Annotated in this window: 19 protein-coding genes; 6 read left to right on the top strand and 13 right to left on the bottom strand. The window is 60.4% G+C overall.

The annotated features are described in order from the left end of the window. The 3 genes from FQU74_RS01415 to FQU74_RS01405 form a co-directional block, all read right to left on the bottom strand. On the bottom strand, positions 1 to 1,488 hold the full coding sequence (locus FQU74_RS01415; protein WP_146284672.1) for a sugar ABC transporter ATP-binding protein: 1,488 nt from the start codon (positions 1,486 to 1,488) through the stop codon (positions 1 to 3). A gap of 22 nt (positions 1,489 to 1,510) precedes the next feature. Further along, positions 1,511 to 2,449 (bottom strand): substrate-binding domain-containing protein, encoded by a 939-nt coding sequence (locus tag FQU74_RS01410; protein ID WP_146284671.1) that lies wholly within the window; start codon positions 2,447 to 2,449, stop codon positions 1,511 to 1,513. A gap of 126 nt (positions 2,450 to 2,575) precedes the next feature. Next, entirely contained in the window at positions 2,576 to 3,553 is a 978-nt protein-coding gene (locus FQU74_RS01405; RefSeq protein WP_146284670.1) for an ABC transporter permease, read from the bottom strand. 195 nt (positions 3,554 to 3,748) lie between these two features. Between FQU74_RS01405 and FQU74_RS01400 the strand changes: the two genes are divergently transcribed. The 6 genes from FQU74_RS01400 (at position 3,749) to FQU74_RS01375 (ending at position 9,278) form a co-directional block, all read left to right on the top strand. Then, positions 3,749 to 4,558 carry a transketolase gene (locus tag FQU74_RS01400; RefSeq protein WP_170246185.1) on the top strand — a complete coding sequence of 270 codons (810 nt, stop codon included), beginning with the start codon at positions 3,749 to 3,751 and terminating at the stop codon, positions 4,556 to 4,558. Continuing rightward, on the top strand, positions 4,558 to 5,526 hold the full coding sequence (locus FQU74_RS01395; RefSeq protein ID WP_146284667.1) for a transketolase family protein: 969 nt from the start codon (positions 4,558 to 4,560) through the stop codon (positions 5,524 to 5,526). Before FQU74_RS01400 ends, FQU74_RS01395 begins: the two co-directional genes overlap by 1 nt. Before the next feature lie 69 nt (positions 5,527 to 5,595). After that, the gene (locus tag FQU74_RS01390; RefSeq protein ID WP_146284665.1) at positions 5,596 to 7,050 is read left to right on the top strand and encodes an FGGY family carbohydrate kinase; all 1,455 of its coding nucleotides are present in this window, start codon (positions 5,596 to 5,598) and stop codon (positions 7,048 to 7,050) included. Positions 7,051 to 7,085: 35 nt separating this feature from the next. After that, positions 7,086 to 8,036, top strand: a complete 951-nt coding sequence (locus FQU74_RS01385; RefSeq protein WP_146284663.1) for a sugar-binding transcriptional regulator — start codon at positions 7,086 to 7,088, stop codon at positions 8,034 to 8,036. Between the two features lie 49 nt (positions 8,037 to 8,085). Then, positions 8,086 to 8,871 (top strand): SDR family oxidoreductase, encoded by a 786-nt coding sequence (locus FQU74_RS01380; RefSeq protein ID WP_146284661.1) that lies wholly within the window; start codon positions 8,086 to 8,088, stop codon positions 8,869 to 8,871. A gap of 116 nt (positions 8,872 to 8,987) precedes the next feature. After that, positions 8,988 to 9,278, top strand: a complete 291-nt coding sequence (locus FQU74_RS01375) for a transposase (RefSeq protein ID WP_373289061.1) — start codon at positions 8,988 to 8,990, stop codon at positions 9,276 to 9,278. Between the two features lie 134 nt (positions 9,279 to 9,412). Here FQU74_RS01375 and FQU74_RS01370 read toward each other — a convergent pair whose 3' ends face one another. The 10 genes from FQU74_RS01370 to FQU74_RS01325 all read right to left on the bottom strand — a co-directional run. After that, a complete protein-coding gene (locus FQU74_RS01370; protein ID WP_146284656.1) occupies positions 9,413 to 9,868 on the bottom strand; it encodes an SRPBCC family protein in 456 nt (151 codons plus the stop codon). Positions 9,869 to 9,978: 110 nt separating this feature from the next. Next, positions 9,979 to 10,587, bottom strand: coding sequence for a nucleotidyltransferase family protein (locus FQU74_RS01365; protein WP_146284654.1), 609 nt, complete (start codon positions 10,585 to 10,587; stop codon positions 9,979 to 9,981). Then, positions 10,580 to 11,359 (bottom strand): XdhC family protein, encoded by a 780-nt coding sequence (locus FQU74_RS01360; protein WP_146284652.1) that lies wholly within the window; start codon positions 11,357 to 11,359, stop codon positions 10,580 to 10,582. Before FQU74_RS01360 ends, FQU74_RS01365 begins: the two co-directional genes overlap by 8 nt. After that, on the bottom strand, positions 11,356 to 12,537 hold the full coding sequence (locus FQU74_RS01355; protein ID WP_146284650.1) for a vWA domain-containing protein: 1,182 nt from the start codon (positions 12,535 to 12,537) through the stop codon (positions 11,356 to 11,358). Before FQU74_RS01355 ends, FQU74_RS01360 begins: the two co-directional genes overlap by 4 nt. Continuing rightward, positions 12,534 to 13,409 carry an AAA family ATPase gene (locus FQU74_RS01350; protein ID WP_146284648.1) on the bottom strand — a complete coding sequence of 292 codons (876 nt, stop codon included), beginning with the start codon at positions 13,407 to 13,409 and terminating at the stop codon, positions 12,534 to 12,536. Before FQU74_RS01350 ends, FQU74_RS01355 begins: the two co-directional genes overlap by 4 nt. A 46-nt stretch (positions 13,410 to 13,455) precedes the next feature. After that, positions 13,456 to 15,882 carry an aerobic carbon-monoxide dehydrogenase large subunit gene (locus FQU74_RS01345; RefSeq protein WP_146284646.1) on the bottom strand — a complete coding sequence of 809 codons (2,427 nt, stop codon included), beginning with the start codon at positions 15,880 to 15,882 and terminating at the stop codon, positions 13,456 to 13,458. Beyond that, positions 15,879 to 16,373, bottom strand: coding sequence for a (2Fe-2S)-binding protein (locus tag FQU74_RS01340; protein WP_146284644.1), 495 nt, complete (start codon positions 16,371 to 16,373; stop codon positions 15,879 to 15,881). The genes FQU74_RS01345 and FQU74_RS01340 overlap by 4 nt, the downstream gene beginning before the upstream one ends. 13 nt (positions 16,374 to 16,386) lie before the next feature. Next, complete coding sequence (locus FQU74_RS01335) at positions 16,387 to 17,241, bottom strand: FAD binding domain-containing protein (protein WP_146284642.1); 855 nt, start codon at positions 17,239 to 17,241, stop codon at positions 16,387 to 16,389. A gap of 115 nt (positions 17,242 to 17,356) precedes the next feature. Next, positions 17,357 to 18,490 (bottom strand): MHYT domain-containing protein, encoded by a 1,134-nt coding sequence (locus FQU74_RS01330; protein WP_146284699.1) that lies wholly within the window; start codon positions 18,488 to 18,490, stop codon positions 17,357 to 17,359. Positions 18,491 to 19,406: 916 nt separating this feature from the next. Further along, positions 19,407 to 19,537 (bottom strand): SDR family oxidoreductase (locus FQU74_RS01325; RefSeq protein WP_146284146.1); only part of this gene is annotated, 131 nt, incomplete at its 5' end.

Raw genomic sequence — 19,537 nt, 5'->3', positions numbered from 1 at the left:
TTAAAGCGTTGCCAGTTCCATGACCGAGACGTCATTCGCATCTTTGCGGTCCAGAATACCGGCCTGTTTTCCCTGTGCCATCACCATGATCCGGTTCGACACACCCAAGACCTCTTCGAGGTCTGAACTGACGACGATGACCGAAACGCCGTTGCGCGCCAGATCCATGATCAATGCATAGATCGACGATCGCGCACCGACGTCGATCCCGCGCGTCGGCTCATCCAGAACGACCACCCGTGGATTGCGGGCGAGCCATTTCGCGAGCACGACCTTCTGTTGATTTCCGCCGGACAGTTCGCCGGCATTCTGGCCGGCTTTCCCCTTGACCCCGAACTTCTTGATGAAGTCATCGGCGAAGGCGTGCAACTTCTTGGACGTAATCCAGCCATTGCTGGTCAGTTCGTCGAGGTTTGCGTAACCGATGTTCTCGGCGATGGAATGATGCAGCACCACGCCTTGCAATTTACGGTCCTCGGGCACCAGCACTATGCCGTTGCGGATCGCCTCCGCCGGCGAGCGTGGGGTGATGTCCTGACCGTTGAGCCGGACCCTGCCGCTCGCGATCGGATCGGCACCCGTCAGGGCACGCACAAGCTCGGTCCGGCCTGCACCCATCAGCCCGGCAATGCCGAAAACCTCGCCTTTCTTCACTGCAAAGCTGATGTTTCGGAAGCTGTCGTCCGGCGCCGTCAGGCCCTCCACCTCAAGCGTGACGTCCTCGGCAGGGACGGGAATGGCCGGGAACATCCGCTCGAGCGACCGTCCCACCATCGCCTCGACGATCGTGCGGACCGGCACATCGCCCCGGTCGAATTCCTGCACCTTGGCACCGTCGCGCATCACGACGATGCGGTCGGCGATCTGACGGATCTCCTCCAGACGGTGAGAAATGTAGATGATACCCACGCCATCGGCTTTCAAGCGCTCGATCTGGCGGAACAAGAGTTGTGTCTCGTCGCCGCCCAAGGCGGCGGTCGGCTCGTCAAGGATCAACAAGCGTGCGTTCAGCGTCAACGCCTTGGCGATCTCGATCAATTGCTGGTTCGCGGTCGAAAGACCCTCGACCTGCCGCGAAGGCGGAATGTCCAGGCCAAGACGTTTAAGGCCGGCCTGCGCCCGCTCTTCCATCGCCTTGCGATCGACACGGCCACCCTTCATCAGATAGCGCCCGACGAAGACGTTCTCCGCAATCGACAATTGCGGAAGAAGCTTCAGTTCCTGATGGATCATGCCCACGCCTGCATCCATCGCCTCACGTGGAGTGGTCGGGGCGTACGCCGCCCCGAGCCATTTCATTTCACCAGAGGTGGGCATGACAGTCCCGGAAATCACGTTTGAAAGCGTAGATTTTCCGGCACCGTTTTCGCCAAGCAGCGCCACGACTTCGCCCGGATAGATATCCAGATCGACACCATGCAGAACCTTGATCTGTCCGTAGGATTTCCGGATGTCACGAAGCGACAGGATCGGCGAAGGCGTGGTCATGACGATGCTACCTCGAGCGGGATTACGGGTGGTCCGCGACGAACTCAGCGGCGTTGTCACAGGTGGTCAGAACGGCCTCGGAAACCTGACGCTCTTCTACCTTTTCGCCAGCCGCAACGGCGAGTGCCGAGTCAACCGCCAGTCGGCCCATGCGACGGGTGGACTGGGTCGCCGTCACGACGAAGGGACCTTCGCACTTGGCAAGGTACTCCAGAGCCGAGCCGTCGCCGTCATAGCCGCCGATGACGACCTTGTCCGACAGGTTGGCCACGTCGACAGCCTTGGCTGCACCCATCGCGATGCCGTCAGCCTGACCGAAGATCATGGTGATGTCGGGATGTGCGGTCAGCATGTTCTGGGCGATGGCGAAGCCTTCGTCAGCCGACCAGCGCTCGGTCCACTGTTCATCGACCAGTTCGACGCCCGAGTTTTCACCGATGGCTTTCATGCAGCCCTCGGTGCGGTCGATTTCCGGCGTGGTGCCTTTCTGACCGTGGATGATGACCATCTTGCCCGCGCCGCCAGCGCGTTTGATGATCTCGCTGCAGACTTGGTAGGACGAGTTCACGCCTTCGCCACCGATGAAGGTGTCTCCCGGTTCGCCTTCGGGGAAACGGTCAACGTTGATGACCGGAATGCCGGCTTCGCGGGCCAGACGCGTGGGAACGGCGGCAGCGGCGGCACCAGCCGGGATGTAGATGAAGGCGTCGATGTTCTGCGTCATCAAGTCCTGCACCTGGCTGACCTGAGTCGCGGTGTCGTTCTTGGCGTCAACCGTAACGACCTCGATGCCCTTTTCCTTGGCGTAGTTCTCCACGCCCAGCTTGATCTGATTGAAGAAGTCTGCCTGCAGGTTCGGGACAGCGAGGCCGATCTTTTTCACGTCCTTGGCCGACGCGCCAAAAGGAACTGCGAGGGCCATGACAGCGGTCGCCGCCAACAGTGCTTTCTTGAGTTTCATGTGTCTCTCCTCCGACATGACATTGGGGCGTCCGGTCTCTTTTTTGGGAGGCCCCTCCCTGTTCGACGGGCATTATCGCCCATCGTCTTGCAAACCAGGCGGCGACGTCGACGCCTGGGAAGGCAATTACTTACGCTTGCGGAAGGTCTCGGCCGTCACGGCGAGCACGATCACCGCGCCGATCACCACCTGCTGCATGAAGGGCGAGACGCTGAGCAGGTTGAGCCCGTTCCGGAGCACCCCGATGATCAGGACGCCGACGACTGTGCCGCCGATCCCGCCCGTTCCGCCGGAAAGTGAGGTTCCGCCAATCACGACCGCTGCGATCGCATCAAGCTCGTAGCCCACACCTGACGAAGGTTGCACAGAGTCCAGCCGCGCGCCCAGAACGATGCCCGAAAGACCCGCCAGCACGCTGCACACGATATAGACCATCACCGTCATGAATTTGACGTTGATCCCGGCAAGGCGCGCCACTTCCGGATTGCCGCCAATGGCGTAGAGCGCGCGGCCTCCGTAGCGGTAACGCTGGTAGAGTATGCCGAGCAGAAACACGACGAGCATCAGCGCGACCGTCATGGTCAGGAAGCCGCCGTAGCGAACGATCGCGGCCATGTTAAACCAGCTCGGAAAACCAATGATCTGCTGGCCATTCGTGATCATGTTCGCAAGACCACGCGTGATGGACATCATGGCCAGTGTCGCAATGAAGGCGGGGACATTGAAGCGCGTGATCAAGAGCCCCGCAACGAGCCCGTTCAACGCTGCCGCACCAAGAGCCACCGCAATGGCGATCCCCATCGGCACGCCCAATTCCACATTGAGATACCCGAGCACCATCATGGTCAATGCCATGACCGAACCAACAGCAAGATCGATGCCGCCGATCAGGATGACCAGCGTCATACCGACCGCCATGATCCCCAGAACGGTGATCTGGTCGAGGATGTTGAGGAAGTTGCGGACCGAAAAGAAAGTGTCGGTCCAAAGGGTCAGGAACAGGCAAAGCAGGACGAGGCCGATCAGCGGTCCGGTTGCACCCTTCATAGATCCCAAGAGTTGCGCCCGAGCCGGAGCCGCCTGCTCCTTCGTTTGCGTCAGCATGAAGTCCTCCCTTCGTGACTGCCGCCAATGTCATGTTAGCATAAATATTCATTGTCGGCTGTAAATTCGTATCGGATCGCTTGGCGAGGTGTCAAGCTGAATCTTGGCACCCATAAAGCAGGCTTTTTTGCTTGACTTGCACAGCATGAATGCAATTATATCGGCAACTGGATATTTATTCACGCCGAGGAAGACATGCAGCCCGACGACCTCAATCGCATTGCAAAGCAGATTCGTCTGCGCGACCTCCAAGCCGTCTTCGAAGCGGGTGCAGGGCACATTGGGGGCGAGATGTCGTCAATCGATGTCCTCACCGCTCTGTATTTTCGTGTGCTGCGTATCTGGCCCGACCAGCCCAAACATCCTGAGCGGGACAGATTTGTCTTGTCCAAAGGGCATGTCGCCTTGGCGTTCTACGTGACGCTCGCAAAGCGCGGCTTCTTCCCTGAGGATGAGATATCGACCTTCCTGAAGCCGCTCTCCCGCCTGAACGGGCACCCGAACTGCAACAAAGTGCCGGGCGTCGAAACCAATACCGGTCCGCTCGGCCATGGGCTGCCCGTGGCGGTCGGCATGGCCAAGGCGGCCAAGATCCGCGGCGCGGGCTACCACACCTATGTCATGACCGGCGACGGCGAAATGCAGGAAGGATCGAACTGGGAAGCGATCAGCTCTGCGGCTCAGTTCGGCTTGAACAACCTGACACTGATCATCGACCACAACCGCTTCCAGCAGGGTGCTGCGCTCAAGGATACGAACAATCTTGCGCCCTTCGGCAGCAAGCTGGCTTCGTTCGGTTGGGATGTCACCGAGATCAACGGAAATGACATGTCCGAGATCGTCCCGGCTCTGGAGAAGCGCACCGCCGCGCCGCACTGCATCGTAGCCCATACCAATAAAGGTCAGGGCATTTCGTTCATGCAGGACACCGTGGACTGGCATCACAAGGTGCCGAATGCCGAACAATACAAGATCGCTGTCGCTGAACTGTCGGAGACCCTGTGATGAACGCTGCTGACATCACCCCCAAACTGCACGATTGCCGGGATGCGTTCGTCTTTGTGCTGGAACGTCTGGGCGCGGAAAACCCCGACATCGTCGCTGTCTGCAACGACTCGGTCGGATCATCCAAGCTGGGCGGCTTCAAGTCGAAGTTCCCTGAGCGCCTGGTGAATGTCGGTATCGCCGAGCAGAACATGGTCGGCGTCGGCGCCGGCCTCGCCAATGGCGGGCTTCTTCCCTTCGTCTGCGGCGCATCCTGCTTCTTGACCGGTCGTTCGCTCGAACAGATCAAGGCTGACATCGCTTATTCCAACGCGAACGTGAAGCTCGTCGGCATCTCGTCGGGCATGGCTTATGGCGAACTTGGGCCGACCCACCATTCGATTGAAGACTTCGCATGGACCCGCGTTTTGCCGAACCTGCCGGTCATCGCGCCTTGCGATTCCATCGAAACGGCTGCGGCAGTTGAATGGGCTGCGGCTTACGAAGGCCCCGTTTTCCTGCGCCTGTCGCGCGTTGGCGTGCCCGACCTTCTGCCCGCAGGGCACAAATTCCAGCTTGGCAAGGCTAACCTGCTGCGTGACGGCGATGCCGTGACTCTGATTGCCAATGGCACATTGACGCATCGCCTGATGAAGGCAGCCGAACTTCTTGCAGCCGAAGGCATTGAAGCGCGTGTCCTGAACATGGCAACGGTTCGCCCCATCGATGTGGACGCCGTCGTGGCCGCTGCGCGGGATACCGGTGCGATCCTGACGGCAGAGGAACATTCAACCTTTGGCGGCCTTGGCTCTGCCATCGCCGAAGTCATCGTCGCGGAAGCGCCGGTTCCGATGGAGATACTCGGCGTTCCCGGGATCTTTGCCCCGACTGGCTCGGCAGAGTTCCTGCTCGATCAGTTTGGCATGGCTCCGTCAGCCGTCGCCGAAGCTGCAAAGGCACTCATCTCGCGCAAATCCGGTCGCGCATAAGCGCAATGGAGCCAAGGGGCGTGGTCCTCCTCCCTGCCCACGCCCCTTAATCTTATTGTCGGAGACAGCATGACACGCGCCATACTTGCCATTGACCAAGGCACCACCAACTCGAAAGCAGTGCTTGTTTCCGAAACTGGCGAAATCCTCGCCCGCGGGTCTTCCCCCGTGGGGATCGAACATCCACAGCCCGGTTGGGTCGAACAGGACCCTCGCCGTATCTGGGCCTCGGTCGAAGAAGCGATTTCCGCCTGTCTGGCACGTGCGGCGCAGGTCGACATCCTTGGCGTCGCCATCTCGAACCAGCGTGAATCTGTCACCGCTTGGGACGCGAACAGCGGGGAACCGCTCGGGCCACTGGTCAGTTGGCAATGTCGCCGCTCCGCTCCGGTTTGTGCCGAGCTCATCGCCGCCGGACACGCGCCGCGCGTGCAGGAATTGACGGGTCTGCCCATCGATCCGATGTTTCCGGGGCCAAAGATGCGGTGGTTGCTCGACCGCGTCCCCGCTGGCCGTAAGGTTCGCCTCGGCACGGTAGACGCGTGGCTGATCCATTGCTTCACCGGCGGCGCCGTGCATGCTTGCGATGCATCGAACGCAGCCCGCAGCCAGTTTTACGACCTGAAGCGCCAGGTCTGGAGCGATGAACTCTGCGCGCTCTTTGGCGTCGACAAGTCCAGCTTGCCCGATGTGCGTGACAGTGCATCAAATTTCGGAAGCACGCGCGGCGTGACAGGACTGCCCGATGGCATCCCGGTTGCATCGGCAATTGGCGACAGCCATGCCGCGCTGTTCGGCCACGGCGCCTTCAACCCGGGCGATGGCAAGGTGACTTTCGGCACTGGATCATCGATCATGACGACATTGCCCGGATACATCGCGCCTCAGGACGGGATCACCACGACCATCGCTTGGTCCATCGGCGGCAAACCGACCTATGCGTTTGAAGGCAACATCCTTGTGTCTGCGGCCGCGCTGCCGTGGATGGTCGACATGCTGGCCCTGCCGGATGTTCAGGCCTTGACCGATCTTGCCGCAACGGCCGCACCGGATGGTCCGGGCTTTGTGCCCGCTTTCGTCGGTCTGGGCGCACCCTATTGGCATTCGGATGCCCGCGCCCTGTTTTGCGGCATTACGTTCAACACAACCCGCGCACAGATGGCGCGGGCGGTGACAGACTCGATGGCGTTTCAAGCGCATGATGTGTTTGCTGTCATGTCAGCCCAATCGCCAGCACCGCTTGGCAAGCTTTACGCAGATGGCGGGCCGAGCAAGAACGACTTCCTGATGCAATGTGTCGCCGATACGCTCGAGCACCCGCTGATCCAATGCGATGCGCCGGAAGCCTCGGCACTTGGCGCGGCCTATCTTGCGGGTCTGTCTCTGGGGATATGGCCTGATCTGGACGCGATCGAAGCGCTGCCCCGTGGGCGCAAGACACTCTCACCACAGAAGACCGATGTGCTTGCCCGCCTCGCAGTCTGGCAAGACGCCATTAAACGCTCGACGGTTCGGACCTCCTGAATTAAGGGTGAATAAAAATTCACATGTGAGGTGTCATGGGTCGCGTCAACGAACTTCGGCTGATCGCAAGGGTCGCCCAGATGTATCACATCGAGGGCAGGCGACAGGCTGAAATCGCGGAAAGTCTCCGCATGTCGCAGGCAACTGTGTCACGGATGCTGAAACGCGCCGAGCAGGAAGATATCGTGCGAACGACGATCATCCCGCCGCAGGGCACCTTCGCAGAGTTGGAAACAGCACTGCGCGAGAGGTATGGCCTGACCGAAGCCATCGTCGTTGACTGCTCCGAAGACCGCGACGGGGCGATCATGGCCCGTATTGGCGAGGCTGCGGCGCATTTCCTCGAAGTCACTCTCCAACCAGGTGAAGTGATCGGGGTATCCAGTTGGAGCCAGACAATCCTGCGGATGGTGGACAACATCCACCCGCTCAAGGCCGCCAAGGCCAAATATATCGTGCAGATGCTGGGCGGGATGGGCGACGCCTCGGTCCAGACCCATGCCACGCAACTCATCGCCCGCCTTGCGAAGCTGACGGGCGGGGAGGCGCGGCTTTTGCTTGTGCAGGGCGTCGCATCGTCGCGCGAAGCAAAGCTCATCATGCTCGCCGACCCGGCCGTGCGCGAGACGATGAACCTGTTTGATCGGCTGACCCTTGCCATAGTCGGGATCGGTGCGGTCGAACCCTCCGAACTTCTGGCGCGATCAGGCAATGTCTTTTCCAAGCATGAATTGGCGCAGCTTGATGAAGCGGGCGCTGTGGGAGAGTTGTCCTTCCGTTTCTTCGACAAGGAAGGGCGCCTTGTCGAAAGCCCGCTCAATGAACGGGTGCTTGGCATATCACTCGACGATCTGAAGAAGGCAGATCGGGTGATGGCTCTGGCGGGTGGTGAGGCGAAGACTGCTGCAATCGCGGGCGCGCTGCGTCTCGGGCTGATTGACGTTCTTGTAACCGACAAATTCACGGCAGCACGCCTAACCGAGTGAACCCGTCAACAGGCGGGATCAGGCTTGCTGCGTCACATGGAGAGACGACATGAAACGCTTCGCAGGTCAGACCGTGGTGGTCACGGGTGGAAACAAGGGGATTGGACGCGGCATAGCCACGCGTTTTGCCTCTGAAGGCGCAAATGTCGCGATAGCCGCCATCGAAAAAGACACCGCCGAAGCCGCCCGCGCCATTGCCGACGAAACCGGTAGCATCGTTCTGGGCTTCCCGCTCGACGTGACCGACGCCGCTGCGATCAAGGCAGTCTTTGCCGAAACCGAAGCCAAACTTGGGGCCGTCTCTATCTCGGTCCAGAACGCGGGCGTCATCACCATCGCGAAGGTCGAAGACCTGACCGAACGCGAATGGGACATGAACCTCGACGTCAACACAAAGGGCGTGTTCCTCTGCTGCCAGGAAGCGATACGCCGTTTCCGCGCCAGCGGCACAAGGGGACGGCTGATCAACACCGCCTCGGGTCAGGCACGGCAGGGCTTCATCTATACGCCGCATTACGCTGCGTCGAAGTTCGGCGTTGTCGGACTGACGCAAAGCCTCGCCAAGGAACTGGCGCGCGAGGGCATAACTGCCAACGCAATCTGTCCCGGCATCATCCATACCGAGATGTGGGATTACAACGACCGTGTCTGGGGAAAAATGCTTGGGGAATACGGCCCAGGCGAACTGATGGCCGAATGGGTCGAGGGTATCCCAATGGGCCGCGCCGGAACTCCGGCCGAGGTGGCAGCCCTCGTCGCCTTCCTCGCCTCGGAAGACGCGGCTTATATCACTGGACAGACGATCAACGTGGATGGCGGTTTGATCATGTCGTGACGCCATCGGCGGAGTGCTTTGGCCATGCACTCCGCTAATGCGCCCGACAGCTCGGTTCAGGGCCTGGTGATCATCCAGTTCAGCCCTGCTTCAGGCATCGCCTGGGGACGTGATCGATAGGCAACCTGTATTGGCTGACTGCAGCACAAATGGACCGTCTTCGCCCATTTCCCCCAAGAGTCATGGTCGTCCGAGGGGGGGATGATCGGCGCGTCTTGAGCGGCATCATCATTCTCATTCGCAATGGGTTGCGTTGGTGCGAGGCCCCTGCCGAACTTGGCCTGCCGAAGACGCACTACAACCGACAGAAGCGCTGGTGCGGCATGGGTGCCTTTGCCCGGATCATGGCGGGCACGGCCGCCGCAGCCACCGAGAGGGAGACTGTCATGATCGATGCACTTACCTGAAAGGCAAGCAAGCCAACATCTCTGTCAGCGCTCCCTTTGATGCCCAGCGAGGCAACCAAAGGAAGCGCTGCCACGCGAACTGCGCCGCGCAGAAATCGATGATCTCTGACGGATGGTCGGCGCAGGAGGGAGGGTTAGGCGGTTTGGTTTTCGTTCACGACATCGGCGAAAGACTGGAAGAACTGGGCCGCAAGCTTTTTCGCAGTGCTGACGATCAGACGGCTGCCCAACTGGGCGAGCTTTCCGTTGATCTCGGCCTTGGCAGTGTATCGCAGGATTGTCTTGTCGGGCCCATCCGCCGTCAGTGTAACGTCAGCCCCACCTTTAGCATGCCCAGCTACACCGCCATTACCTTGTCCTGTCAGCGAGAACGCTTCCGGCGCGCCCAGGGTGTCCAACTGCACATTGCCACTGAACCGGGCTTTGACCGGTCCGACCTTCAAGACAACCTTGGCTTCCAGTTCGGTGTCGGAGTGCTTGATCAGTTCTTCGCAACCGGGGATGCACTGCTGCAGGACCGCAGGATCATTCAATGCGGCATAGACCTTTTCGATGGGCGCATTGATGATGACTTCGTCTTCAAGTTCCATGCAGTTTCCTTCTCAGCAGCAGGGGTGTTTGATTCTGGCCAATTGCTCGGCCTGTTCGGGCGTGAGTGCCAGTCTGCGGCGCAAGTGCGCGACTAATCGTTTCAGGGTCTTCATTGGGCCGCCTCCATGGTGCTGTTGATGAGCGACGAATAGGCCTCGGGCGTGTCCACATCTGTGAAGAACCCTGTGGCCGTTAGTGTGTGGAATTGGACATGGTCAGGATTGGCTCGGGTAAACTTCTTGCAGCCGGGTGAGTGCGGGTCCGCGAGGAGGCGCGCCCGCAAGGCAGACGGGATGACGATCGGGTTGCCTCGCTCCTCACCCCGGACAGGAATCGAAATGCGTTCCACATTTGCTGCGGCATGGGCATCCAGCAGGTCGCGCAAATCCTTGGGCGTGAGAAGCGGCTGGTCGCCAAGACCAACCAATAGATCGCAGCCATCGTCCGCCGCCCTTAGCCCGCACGCGACGGAGGTCGGTTGCCCTTGGGCGTAGGCTGGGTTGAATACCGGGATGGCGTTGCTCTGTGCAATGGCGGCTGCGACATCTTCTGCCTCGTGCCCGGTTACCACCAGAACCGGTCGGGTCGATATGGCGCCATAAACCTCGACAACGTGCCGGATCATCGGGATGCCGTTAATGGGCAACAGTAATTTGTTCTGGTCACCCATGCGCCGGGAAAAACCTGCGGCAAGTATGATTGCTGTGACGTCACGCATCGGTTCGCCTCATCGCCGTCCGCCGCCCCCTCACCATTTGTGCCAGGATCGAGAGTGCGATTTCCTCAGGCGTCACGGCGCCGATATCGAGGCCAGCCGGGGCATGGATGCGGGCGATGCTGGCCTGATCGAGACCCGCAGCAAGCAGCTTCTCTGATAAGGTTGCAAACTTTCGGCGGCTTCCGACGAAGGCGATGTACGACGTGTTCATGCTCAGCGCTGATTTCAGAGCGTCAAGATCGCCTTGGCCCTGCGTAGCCACGACGACAAAGCTCTGCTGGTCAGGTCTATCCGACGTCGGCTCAACAACGACTGACCAATGAAACTGCGGCGCCACTGCAACCAGGGCCTGTGCCACAGGGGAAGCGCCCATGACCACCAGCCTTGGCAGAGGAAGACAGGGTTCGATGAAGATGTCGACAGTGCCGCGTGACGGGCAGCCATTGCGCGCGAACCTCACCCCGTCAACTTCATCGCCCGCAGCGACACCTTTCTCTGCCAGCAAATCCTCGGGTGCGACCGATACGAGCTGCGGCACACCTTCCTGCAGGGCCTGAAGCGCCGCCCGCTTCACCGCACCCCGCGTGCAACCTCCGCCGAGAAAACCTTGCAAGATCGTGCCGTCAGCACTGAGGAGCGCCTTTGCTCCTGGCTTGGCAGCTGTCGACCCTGCTGTTCGAACGATCGTCGCAAAGGCAAAGGGCTCGCCTTTGGCGCGCAACTCTCGCGCGGTTTCTGCAAAGTCATCACGAAGGACTTCAGCCGGGGTCATAGCGCTGCAAACTCCTGTTCCAGTGTCGCAAGATCACCCAAGGTGTTGGCTGCCTTAAACAAATCCAGATATGGCAAAGCCATCGCCATTCCTGCGGCCACAGGTGCATAGTCTGTCCAACCCTTGAGCGGGTTCAGCCAGATGATCTTGCAGCCGCGCTTGCGGATCTTGGCCAAGGCGTCGGACAAGACTTCAGCGGCCTCGGTATCGTAACCATCCGACAGGATCAGCACGACGGACCGGCCATCGACGAAGCGCTTGGCATAGGTATTGGCAAAGCGCTGCAGCGATGGTCCAATCTTCGAGCCGCCGCCAAACCCATCCGCCATCAGCGACATTCGTCCAATGGCGCGCATCGCATCCTTGTCGCGCAGGGCCTCGGTGATTCGCACAAGACGCGTGTGGAAAAGATAGGCGTCGGCGGCAGTGTCGGCGCGCATCAAACCCGCGAGAAAAGCCAGAAAAACCTTCGAGTAGACCGTCATTGAACCGGACACGTCGCACAGCGCCGCGATTTTCCGGGGTCGGTCCGGGCGACGCTTGCGAAAAAGGCGCAAGGGCTCACCCCCGGTAGACAGGCTCTGACGGATGATCTTGCGAAAATGCAGCCGGTCTCCGCGTTGTGCGGCAACCCGGCGGCGCGAGCGCCTGTCACGCAGCGCCGCACCCAGACGTCGAGCGATTTCCTGGGCCTCGGCAATCTCCTCCGGGCGAACGAGATCCCGCAAATCGCGGCGTTTGAAGTTGCGCTGCTTGGTCGCGATCAGTCTGCCGGTGCCTTCGCTCTCAGCCTCATCGCCCTTGTCATCTGGCGCGGTGGCCCTGCCGGCAGTGCCAAGATCCTGCCCCTTCGCATCGCGTGTGGAATGGACGTCTTCGTTTGACTTTTGCGACAGCGCGGGGATCACCTTCTGCCGGACCCGGCCCATATCCATCCAATAGCTGTTGAAGAGATCGCCAAAGCGTTCCGCTTCTTCCTTGCAGCCCGTGCATACGGCCTGCAAGGCGCGGCGGCAGTCTTCGGGGCGACTGGCGTCAACCTCGACCAAGGCCGCCATCGCAAGTTCCGCTTCGGCAACACCGAGGCGCAGACCGTTCTGCCGCAAATGGGCAATGAAGCCCGCGACCCGTGCTGCAGGGCCGGGGTCGCGGGCGGCGAATTTGGTCACCCGGCTCATGCGGCTTTTCCCGCAAGGCGACTGGCGACTTCCCTGGTGATCTGCGCCTGATCGGTTCTGGTCTTCAGGAGAGTTGTCAGTGTTGAGTGCAAGACCGCCGGGTCATCCGTCAGGTCCGCGATACCAAGACCCATGAGCGCCGCAGCAAAATCCAGCATCTCCGCGACGCCGGGGGTCTTTTCCAGTTCTTCTTCCCGAAGTTTCTGCACAAAGCCGACAATCTGGTTGGCAAGCCGTGCCTCTACCTCCGGGCAACGGGCCTTGAGGATGGCCAATTCCGTTGTCCGGTCGGGGTATTCGACGTAAGTATAAAGGCAACGGCGTCGCAGGGCATCGGACAGATCGCGCGTGCCATTCGAGGTCAGGATCACGATGGGTCGTGTCACGGCTGAGATTGTGCCAAGTTCGGGGATAGAGACCTGAAAGTCTGACAGGATTTCCAGCAGGAAGGCCTCAAACTCCTCATCCGCGCGGTCAATCTCGTCGATCAGCAGGACCGGGGCCTTGGCCTGCGTGATCGCAGCCAGCAAGGGCCGTTCCAGCAGAAAACTGCGAGAGAAGATGCGATCTTCCACCGCCTTGCCCGTCTCGCCACTTTCTGCGGCGGCGCGGATCGACAGAAGCTGGCGCTGATAGTTCCATTCATAGATGGCCTGTGAGGCGTCCAGGCCTTCATAGCATTGCAGCCGGATCAGCCGGGTGTCCTCGATCATCGAAAGGGTTCGCGCAATCTCGGTCTTGCCGACGCCTGCGGCACCTTCCAGCAAAAGTGGTCGTCCAAGCGTCAGGGCCAGTTGCAAGGCGACGGCGAGGTCATCCGATGCAACATAGCCAGCGCCAGCCAGACGGGATTTGAGAGAGGTCCAGGTCATGTTCTGTGCGTGTCGGACGGGGACGCGCCCCGCCCGACACTATCCCTTAGCCGTGAAGACCAAGCTTGTTGGCCATCTGCCAGATCCGCCAATGATCGTGCGGCATGTTGGTGTGGATGTTCCCGAAGGGTCGGAAGGCATCCTGCACCGCATTCGAGAAACAGGGCACACCGCCAACATGCGGGCTTTCGCCCACCCCTTTGGCACCAATCGGATGGTGCGGGCTGGGCGTCACGGTGAAGTCGGTCTCATAGTTTGGAACTTCCCAAGCCGTTGGAAGGAAGAAGTCCATCAGTGTGCCGGTCTTCACGTTGCCCATCTTGTCATAGGCAATCTCCTGCCCCAATGCCACCGCCAGCGCCTCGGTCAGGCCGCCATGCACCTGACCTTCGATGATCATCGGGTTGATGCGCGTGCCGCAATCGTCCAGTGCATAGAAGCGGCGGATCTCGGTGACACCTGTATCGACGTCGATGTCCATGACGCAGACATAGGCCCCAAAGGGATAGGTCATGTTTGGCGGATCATAGTAGCTGACCGCCTCCAGACCTGGTTCGAGCCCCGGAATTGCCTGGTTGTAGGCGGCGAAGGCGATCTCCTTCATTGTCTTGAACCGCTCGGGCGAGCCCTTCACGACAAATCGATCCACATCGAATTCCACGTCGTTGTCGTGGACTTCCAGCAGCCACGCCGCGATCATCTGCGCCTTGGCACGGATCTTGCGGCCAGCCATCGCAGTTGCGGCCCCTGCGACCGGCGTCGAGCGTGAGCCATAGGTACCAAGACCGTAGGGCGCGGTATCGGTATCCCCTTCCTCGATGGTGATGCTGTCGGCAGGCAGGCCGATCTCCGAGGCAAGGATCTGCGCGAAGGTGGTTGCGTGGCCCTGGCCCTGCGAGATCGTACCGAGCCGCGCAATAGCCGACCCGGTGGGGTGGATACGGATTTCGCAGCTGTCGAACATACCCAGACCAAGGATGTCGCAGTTCTTCACCGGACCTGCCCCCACGATCTCGGTGAAGAAGGACAGCCCGATCCCCATGATCTTGCGGGTCTTTCCGGCCTTGAAATCCGCCACGCGCTGCGCTTGCTCGGCCCTGAGGCCTGCGTAGTCGACAGTCGCCAGCGCCTTGTCCCAGGCGGTGTGGTAGTCGCCCGAGTCGTACTCCCAGCCAAGCGCTGCCTTGTACGGGAACTGCTCCTTGCGGATAAAGTTGATCCGGCGCAGTTCCGCCGCATCCATGTTCAGCTTGATCGCCAGAACCTCGATCATCCGTTCGATGAAGTAGACGGCTTCGGTCACCCGGAACGAGCAGCGGTAGCTGACTCCGCCCGGGGCCTTGTTGGTGTACACGCCGTCGACCTCCAGAAAAGCGGTCGGGATGTCATAGGATCCTGTGCATATGTTCATGAAACCGGCCGGGAACTTGCTCGGGTCGGCGCAGGCATCAAACGCACCATGATCGGCAGTCACATGACACCACAGGCCGGTGATCCGGCCCTCCGGGGTGGCCGCGATCTTTCCGGTCATGTGATAGTCGCGGGCAAAGGCGGTGGTCATAAGGTTGTCCATCCGGTCTTCGATCCACTTGACCGGCTTGCCGGTTACAATGGAGGCGACGACCGAGCATACATATCCCGAATATGCCCCGACCTTGTTGCCGAAACCGCCCCCGATATCAGGCGAGATCACGCGAATGTTGTGCTCTTCAATTCCTGAGATCAGCGAAACAACGGTCCGGATTGCATGCGGGGCCTGGAACGTGCCCCAAAGCGTCAGCTTGCCATTCACCTTGTCCATGGAGGCGACGCAGCCGCAGGTTTCCAACGGGCAGGGATGCGTCCGGTGGTAATACATGCTGGCTTCGGCAACCACCTCGGCATTGGCGATGACCTCCAGCGTCGGGTCCTTGTCACCGGCGCTCCAGGTGAAGATGTGGTTGTGGTGCTTGCGCGGGCCATGCGCACCCGGCGGGATCGAGCCATCCAGCGCCACCAGATCTTCACGCAGGACCACATCGGATTGCTGCGATTCAAACGGGTCCACAATGACCGGCAGCTCTTCGTAGTCGACGACCACAGCATCGATGCCGTCCGCAGCGGCATAGCGGTCAACGGCCACGACAAAGGCCACTTCCTGGCCCTGGAACAGAACCTTTCCGTCGGCCAGAACCATCTGTTTGTCACCGGCAAGGGTGGGCATCCAGTGCAGGCCCAGGGGCGCCAGATCGGCAGCCGTCAGAACGGCCAGAACGCCCGGCACCTTCAGGGCTGCCGATGTATCGATGTTCGTGACCCGGGCATGGGCATAGGGGGAGCGAACGAAATCGCCAAAGAGCATCCCGTCCAGCTTGATGTCGTCGACATAGTTTCCCTTGCCCTGGGTAAAGCGCGCATCCTCAACCCGCTTGCGCGAGCAGCCCATGCCTTTGAGGTTGGCGACGCGGTCATCGCGTGAGATCTCGTCCTTCATTCCGCCGCCTCCCTGGCTGCATTCATCTGGGCCGCGGCGGCCTGAATGGATTTCACGATGTTCTGATAGCCCGTGCATCGGCAGATGTTCCCAGCCATGCCAAAACGGATCTGTTCCTCGGTCGGGCTTGGAATTTCTTCCAGCAACTTCGCCGCGCGGGTGATCATCCCGGGCGTGCAGTAGCCACACTGAAGCCCGTGATGTTCCTTGAAGGCCTCTTGCAACGGGTGAAGGTTACCCGCCGCACCGATACCTTCGATCGTGGTGATGTCAGCCCCATCGGCTTGCGCCACGAACATGGTGCAGGACTTCACCGATTTGCCGTTGATCGTCACGGTGCAGGCCCCGCAATGCGAGGTTTCACACCCAATATGCGGTCCGGTGATATTCAGCCGCTCGCGCAGCGTATAGATCAGAAGTTCACGTGGCTCGGCGAGGAATTCCTCCTCCTTGCCGTTGACCTTCAGCTTGATGTGCATCTTCTTTGCCATGTGCTTTCCCCCCTCAGGCCCGCGACCAGGCACGCTCAATGGCGCGGCGCAGGATCACGCCTGCTGCATGTTTCTTGAAGGCAACGGGTCCGCGGTTGTCTTCAGTCGGGTCGATATCCTCCAGCATTGCGGCAACTGCGGCATTCAGCGCTGCATTATCGACTGAACTGCCGACAAGGGCGGCTCCAGCGGCTTCCGAAAAGACCGGCGTGTCCGAAAGGTTCGTCATTGCGATCGCGGCGCTGGAGCAAGTGCCGCCGCTGTTGACAATTTGCACCGCTGCCGCTGCCGTCGCATAGTCACCGATCTTGCGCTTTTGCTTTTCGTAGGCATGGCCACCGGCCGGCATCGGGATCGTCACCGCCGTCAGGACCTCATCATCCGAGCGGGCTGTTACATAGGCGGCCTCGTAGAACTCTCGCGCCGCAACCTGCCGCTCACCATCCGGGCCTGCCAAGGTGAAGCTCGCATTCAGGCACTGCATCAGCCCCGGCATGTCGTTGCCGGGATCGCCATTTGCAACGTTTCCGCCAATTGTTCCCATATAGCGCACTTGCGGATCGGCGATCTGCAGGGCGGCCTCGCGCAGGATCGGTGCGGCAATGGCAAGCCGCGCATGGTCGATCAACTCGGCCTGGGTGACCAAAGCCCCGATCCGGATGCTGGTGCTGCCGATCTCAATTCCGGACAGTCCGCCCACATCCTGCAGGTCGATCAGATGCTGCACATCGGTCATGCGCAGCTTCATCATTGGGATCAGGCTGTGACCGCCCGCCATCACACGGGCAGTATCTCCGTGTTCCGCAAGCAGTGCCAGGACCCCGGCAATGTCCTTGGGTCTGTGATAGTCAAATGCCGCTGGAATCATCGGCTTTCTCCTCCCTAAAGCAAATGTTCTGGCTAGGGGGGAGGCTGCATACACGCGCATGCCTTGGCACTAGAAAATCAACGAAGCACGGGCCATTTGCACGAGTTGCGCACGACTAGGCACGAGTTGCGCTGACCTGCGAAGCCAAGATGTCCTGTATCACCTTCAGCTTTGATCGGCTGACAGGCGCCGATGGCAGATCGCTGCCGTCAAACATGCATCGACCCGCATCCTTCGTCCGCTCAAAGCGCGTCACCCATGCGGGATTCACCAGATAGCTGCGGTGCGTTTGCAGAAAACCGACAGCCAGCAACCGCCTCGAAGCCTCGGCCACGGGCCAGGCGCAGAAGAATTGCTCATCCTTGGTGAAGACTTGGGTGTAATGCCCATAAGCCCGCACAAACCGAACATCTGCCGCTCGGACGAAGACCGTGATCCCGTCCCGCGCACAAGGAATACGCAGGTCGGCGGGTGCCGGCGCCATCGGCGGTGCGGGTGGCAGTGGCTCCTCTGGCGTCATGGGTTTGGCGGTCTGAGCGGGTTCAAGGTAGGTCACACCGACCCACAGAAACGCCCCGAAGATCACGAAACTGAAGAAGATCACACCCAGTGCCAGCGTCTGGTTGCTGATGGCCGAACCAAACTCGGACACCATTGGCTCTTCGACAAAGTTGGTTTCAGCGATGGCAAGGAAATGCACGGAACAAACGGCGATGGCAAAGCACAGGGTGCCCAGAACGATATTCCGCTTGGTGCGGCGCCCGTAGGCAATCCATATCGCCAGAACGCAAAGCACTATGGCGACCAGTGAAGACAGGACCACCCCGGACACACTATAGACCGCACTGCAAAGCTCCAGCCCGCTCATGCCGATGTAATGCATGACCAGAACGCCCACACCGACGATGCCGCCGGCAAGCGAGATGATCAGCGGGGTCCGTTCGGTAAAATGCAGAAGGATCAGGGCGGCGCCGACCAAGAGGATCGCTGACAGGGCCGATACAAGTGTGATTGCCGCATCGTAGTAGAACAGGATGGGCAGTTGCAGGCCCAGCATCGCCACGAAATGCATGGCCCAGATGCCGCCGCCCAGGGCTACAGATGCCAAAGCAACCGAAGTCTTCTTCTGCAGCATCGATGCAAGGGCAAGTTCACGTGTCAGAGATAGGCCCGTGAAGCCAGCCACGAACGCCAGCACACAAGACATCGCCACGAGACCGGGGCTGTGGTTTACATTCAGAAACTCCATAATCGGCAAGATGACCAAGTCTCTGGCGTGATGTAAACACTGTCGATTGACTGTTTATTTCATTTCGCCTTCGGCTCGCAAAGAAAGGCGTGCCCCAGACTTCGGGCACAATGATCGCCAAAGGCAGAACATGATCTCGATGCCATTGCGGCATCGCCGGGGTCGCTTGTCGCAGCGGACGGCTTTCCCGCGCGGCGGCCGGTCCAGAACGCAGGCTTTGTCCCTTTTTCTTTCAGAGCTTCTCTGAACCCTTCCGCCCTCGGCAGACCGCCCAGAGGGGCCGCCGCTCACATGTGGTCGTAAACTTGGCCTGCGATCAACAGAGTGGATCGGGCGGCCCCACTGATCGTCGCCCCCATTTCGTCTGCAGGCTGGCTTCCCCTGTCACCTCGTCGCTTTCAGTGATTGCAGCGTCTTCGACGGACCCTCCTTTCTGGGTGCATCCGGGGCAGGCCGCGAATTCCTCCGCCCGCGGGCCAGGTGACCAGTATCCTTGCAATGCTCACCTTGCCCAAGGCGACGGTACGGGTGCTTTTGCCCGATATCAGCAATGGCCCGACCCGCGACTTCGCACAGGGATACCGGACACCCTCCGTGGCATCTTGGCCGAACTCTATGTCCTGCCAGCCCTGCCGCGCTGGACCGCCAAGGTTTGGAGGCGAGGCTCATCTGGCGGAAAACCCCGTCTCGTTGTCGCCGGACAGTCAGGAGATTTCCGCCCCCCGTGCCGGGCGCGCTGGATCGACAGCGCATCAATGATATCTGGCCGAAACGGTCGTCTGCGAAATGGCTGACAAAGGCATATGGCGCCACCAGACCAAAGCGTTCGACGACGGTGTTGAGCACATCGCCGCCTGCGCCGGCAAGTAATTGGTCTGCGCGACGTCTCCCGCTGCCTCGTCGATACAAAAGACCCTCACCGCGCCATCCATCCGCCATCGACATTGAGGACAGCGCCGTGGACATAGGCTGCGGCGTTTGAGCAGAGGTAGACGGCGGTTCCGGCGATATCCTCGGGTCGGCCCCAGCGACCGGCGGGGATGCGCT

It is taken from the genome of Gemmobacter aquaticus (genome assembly GCF_007859075.1).
GTDB lineage: Bacteria > Pseudomonadota > Alphaproteobacteria > Rhodobacterales > Rhodobacteraceae > Gemmobacter > Gemmobacter aquaticus.
This window is presented reverse-complemented; position numbering and strand designations above follow the sequence as displayed.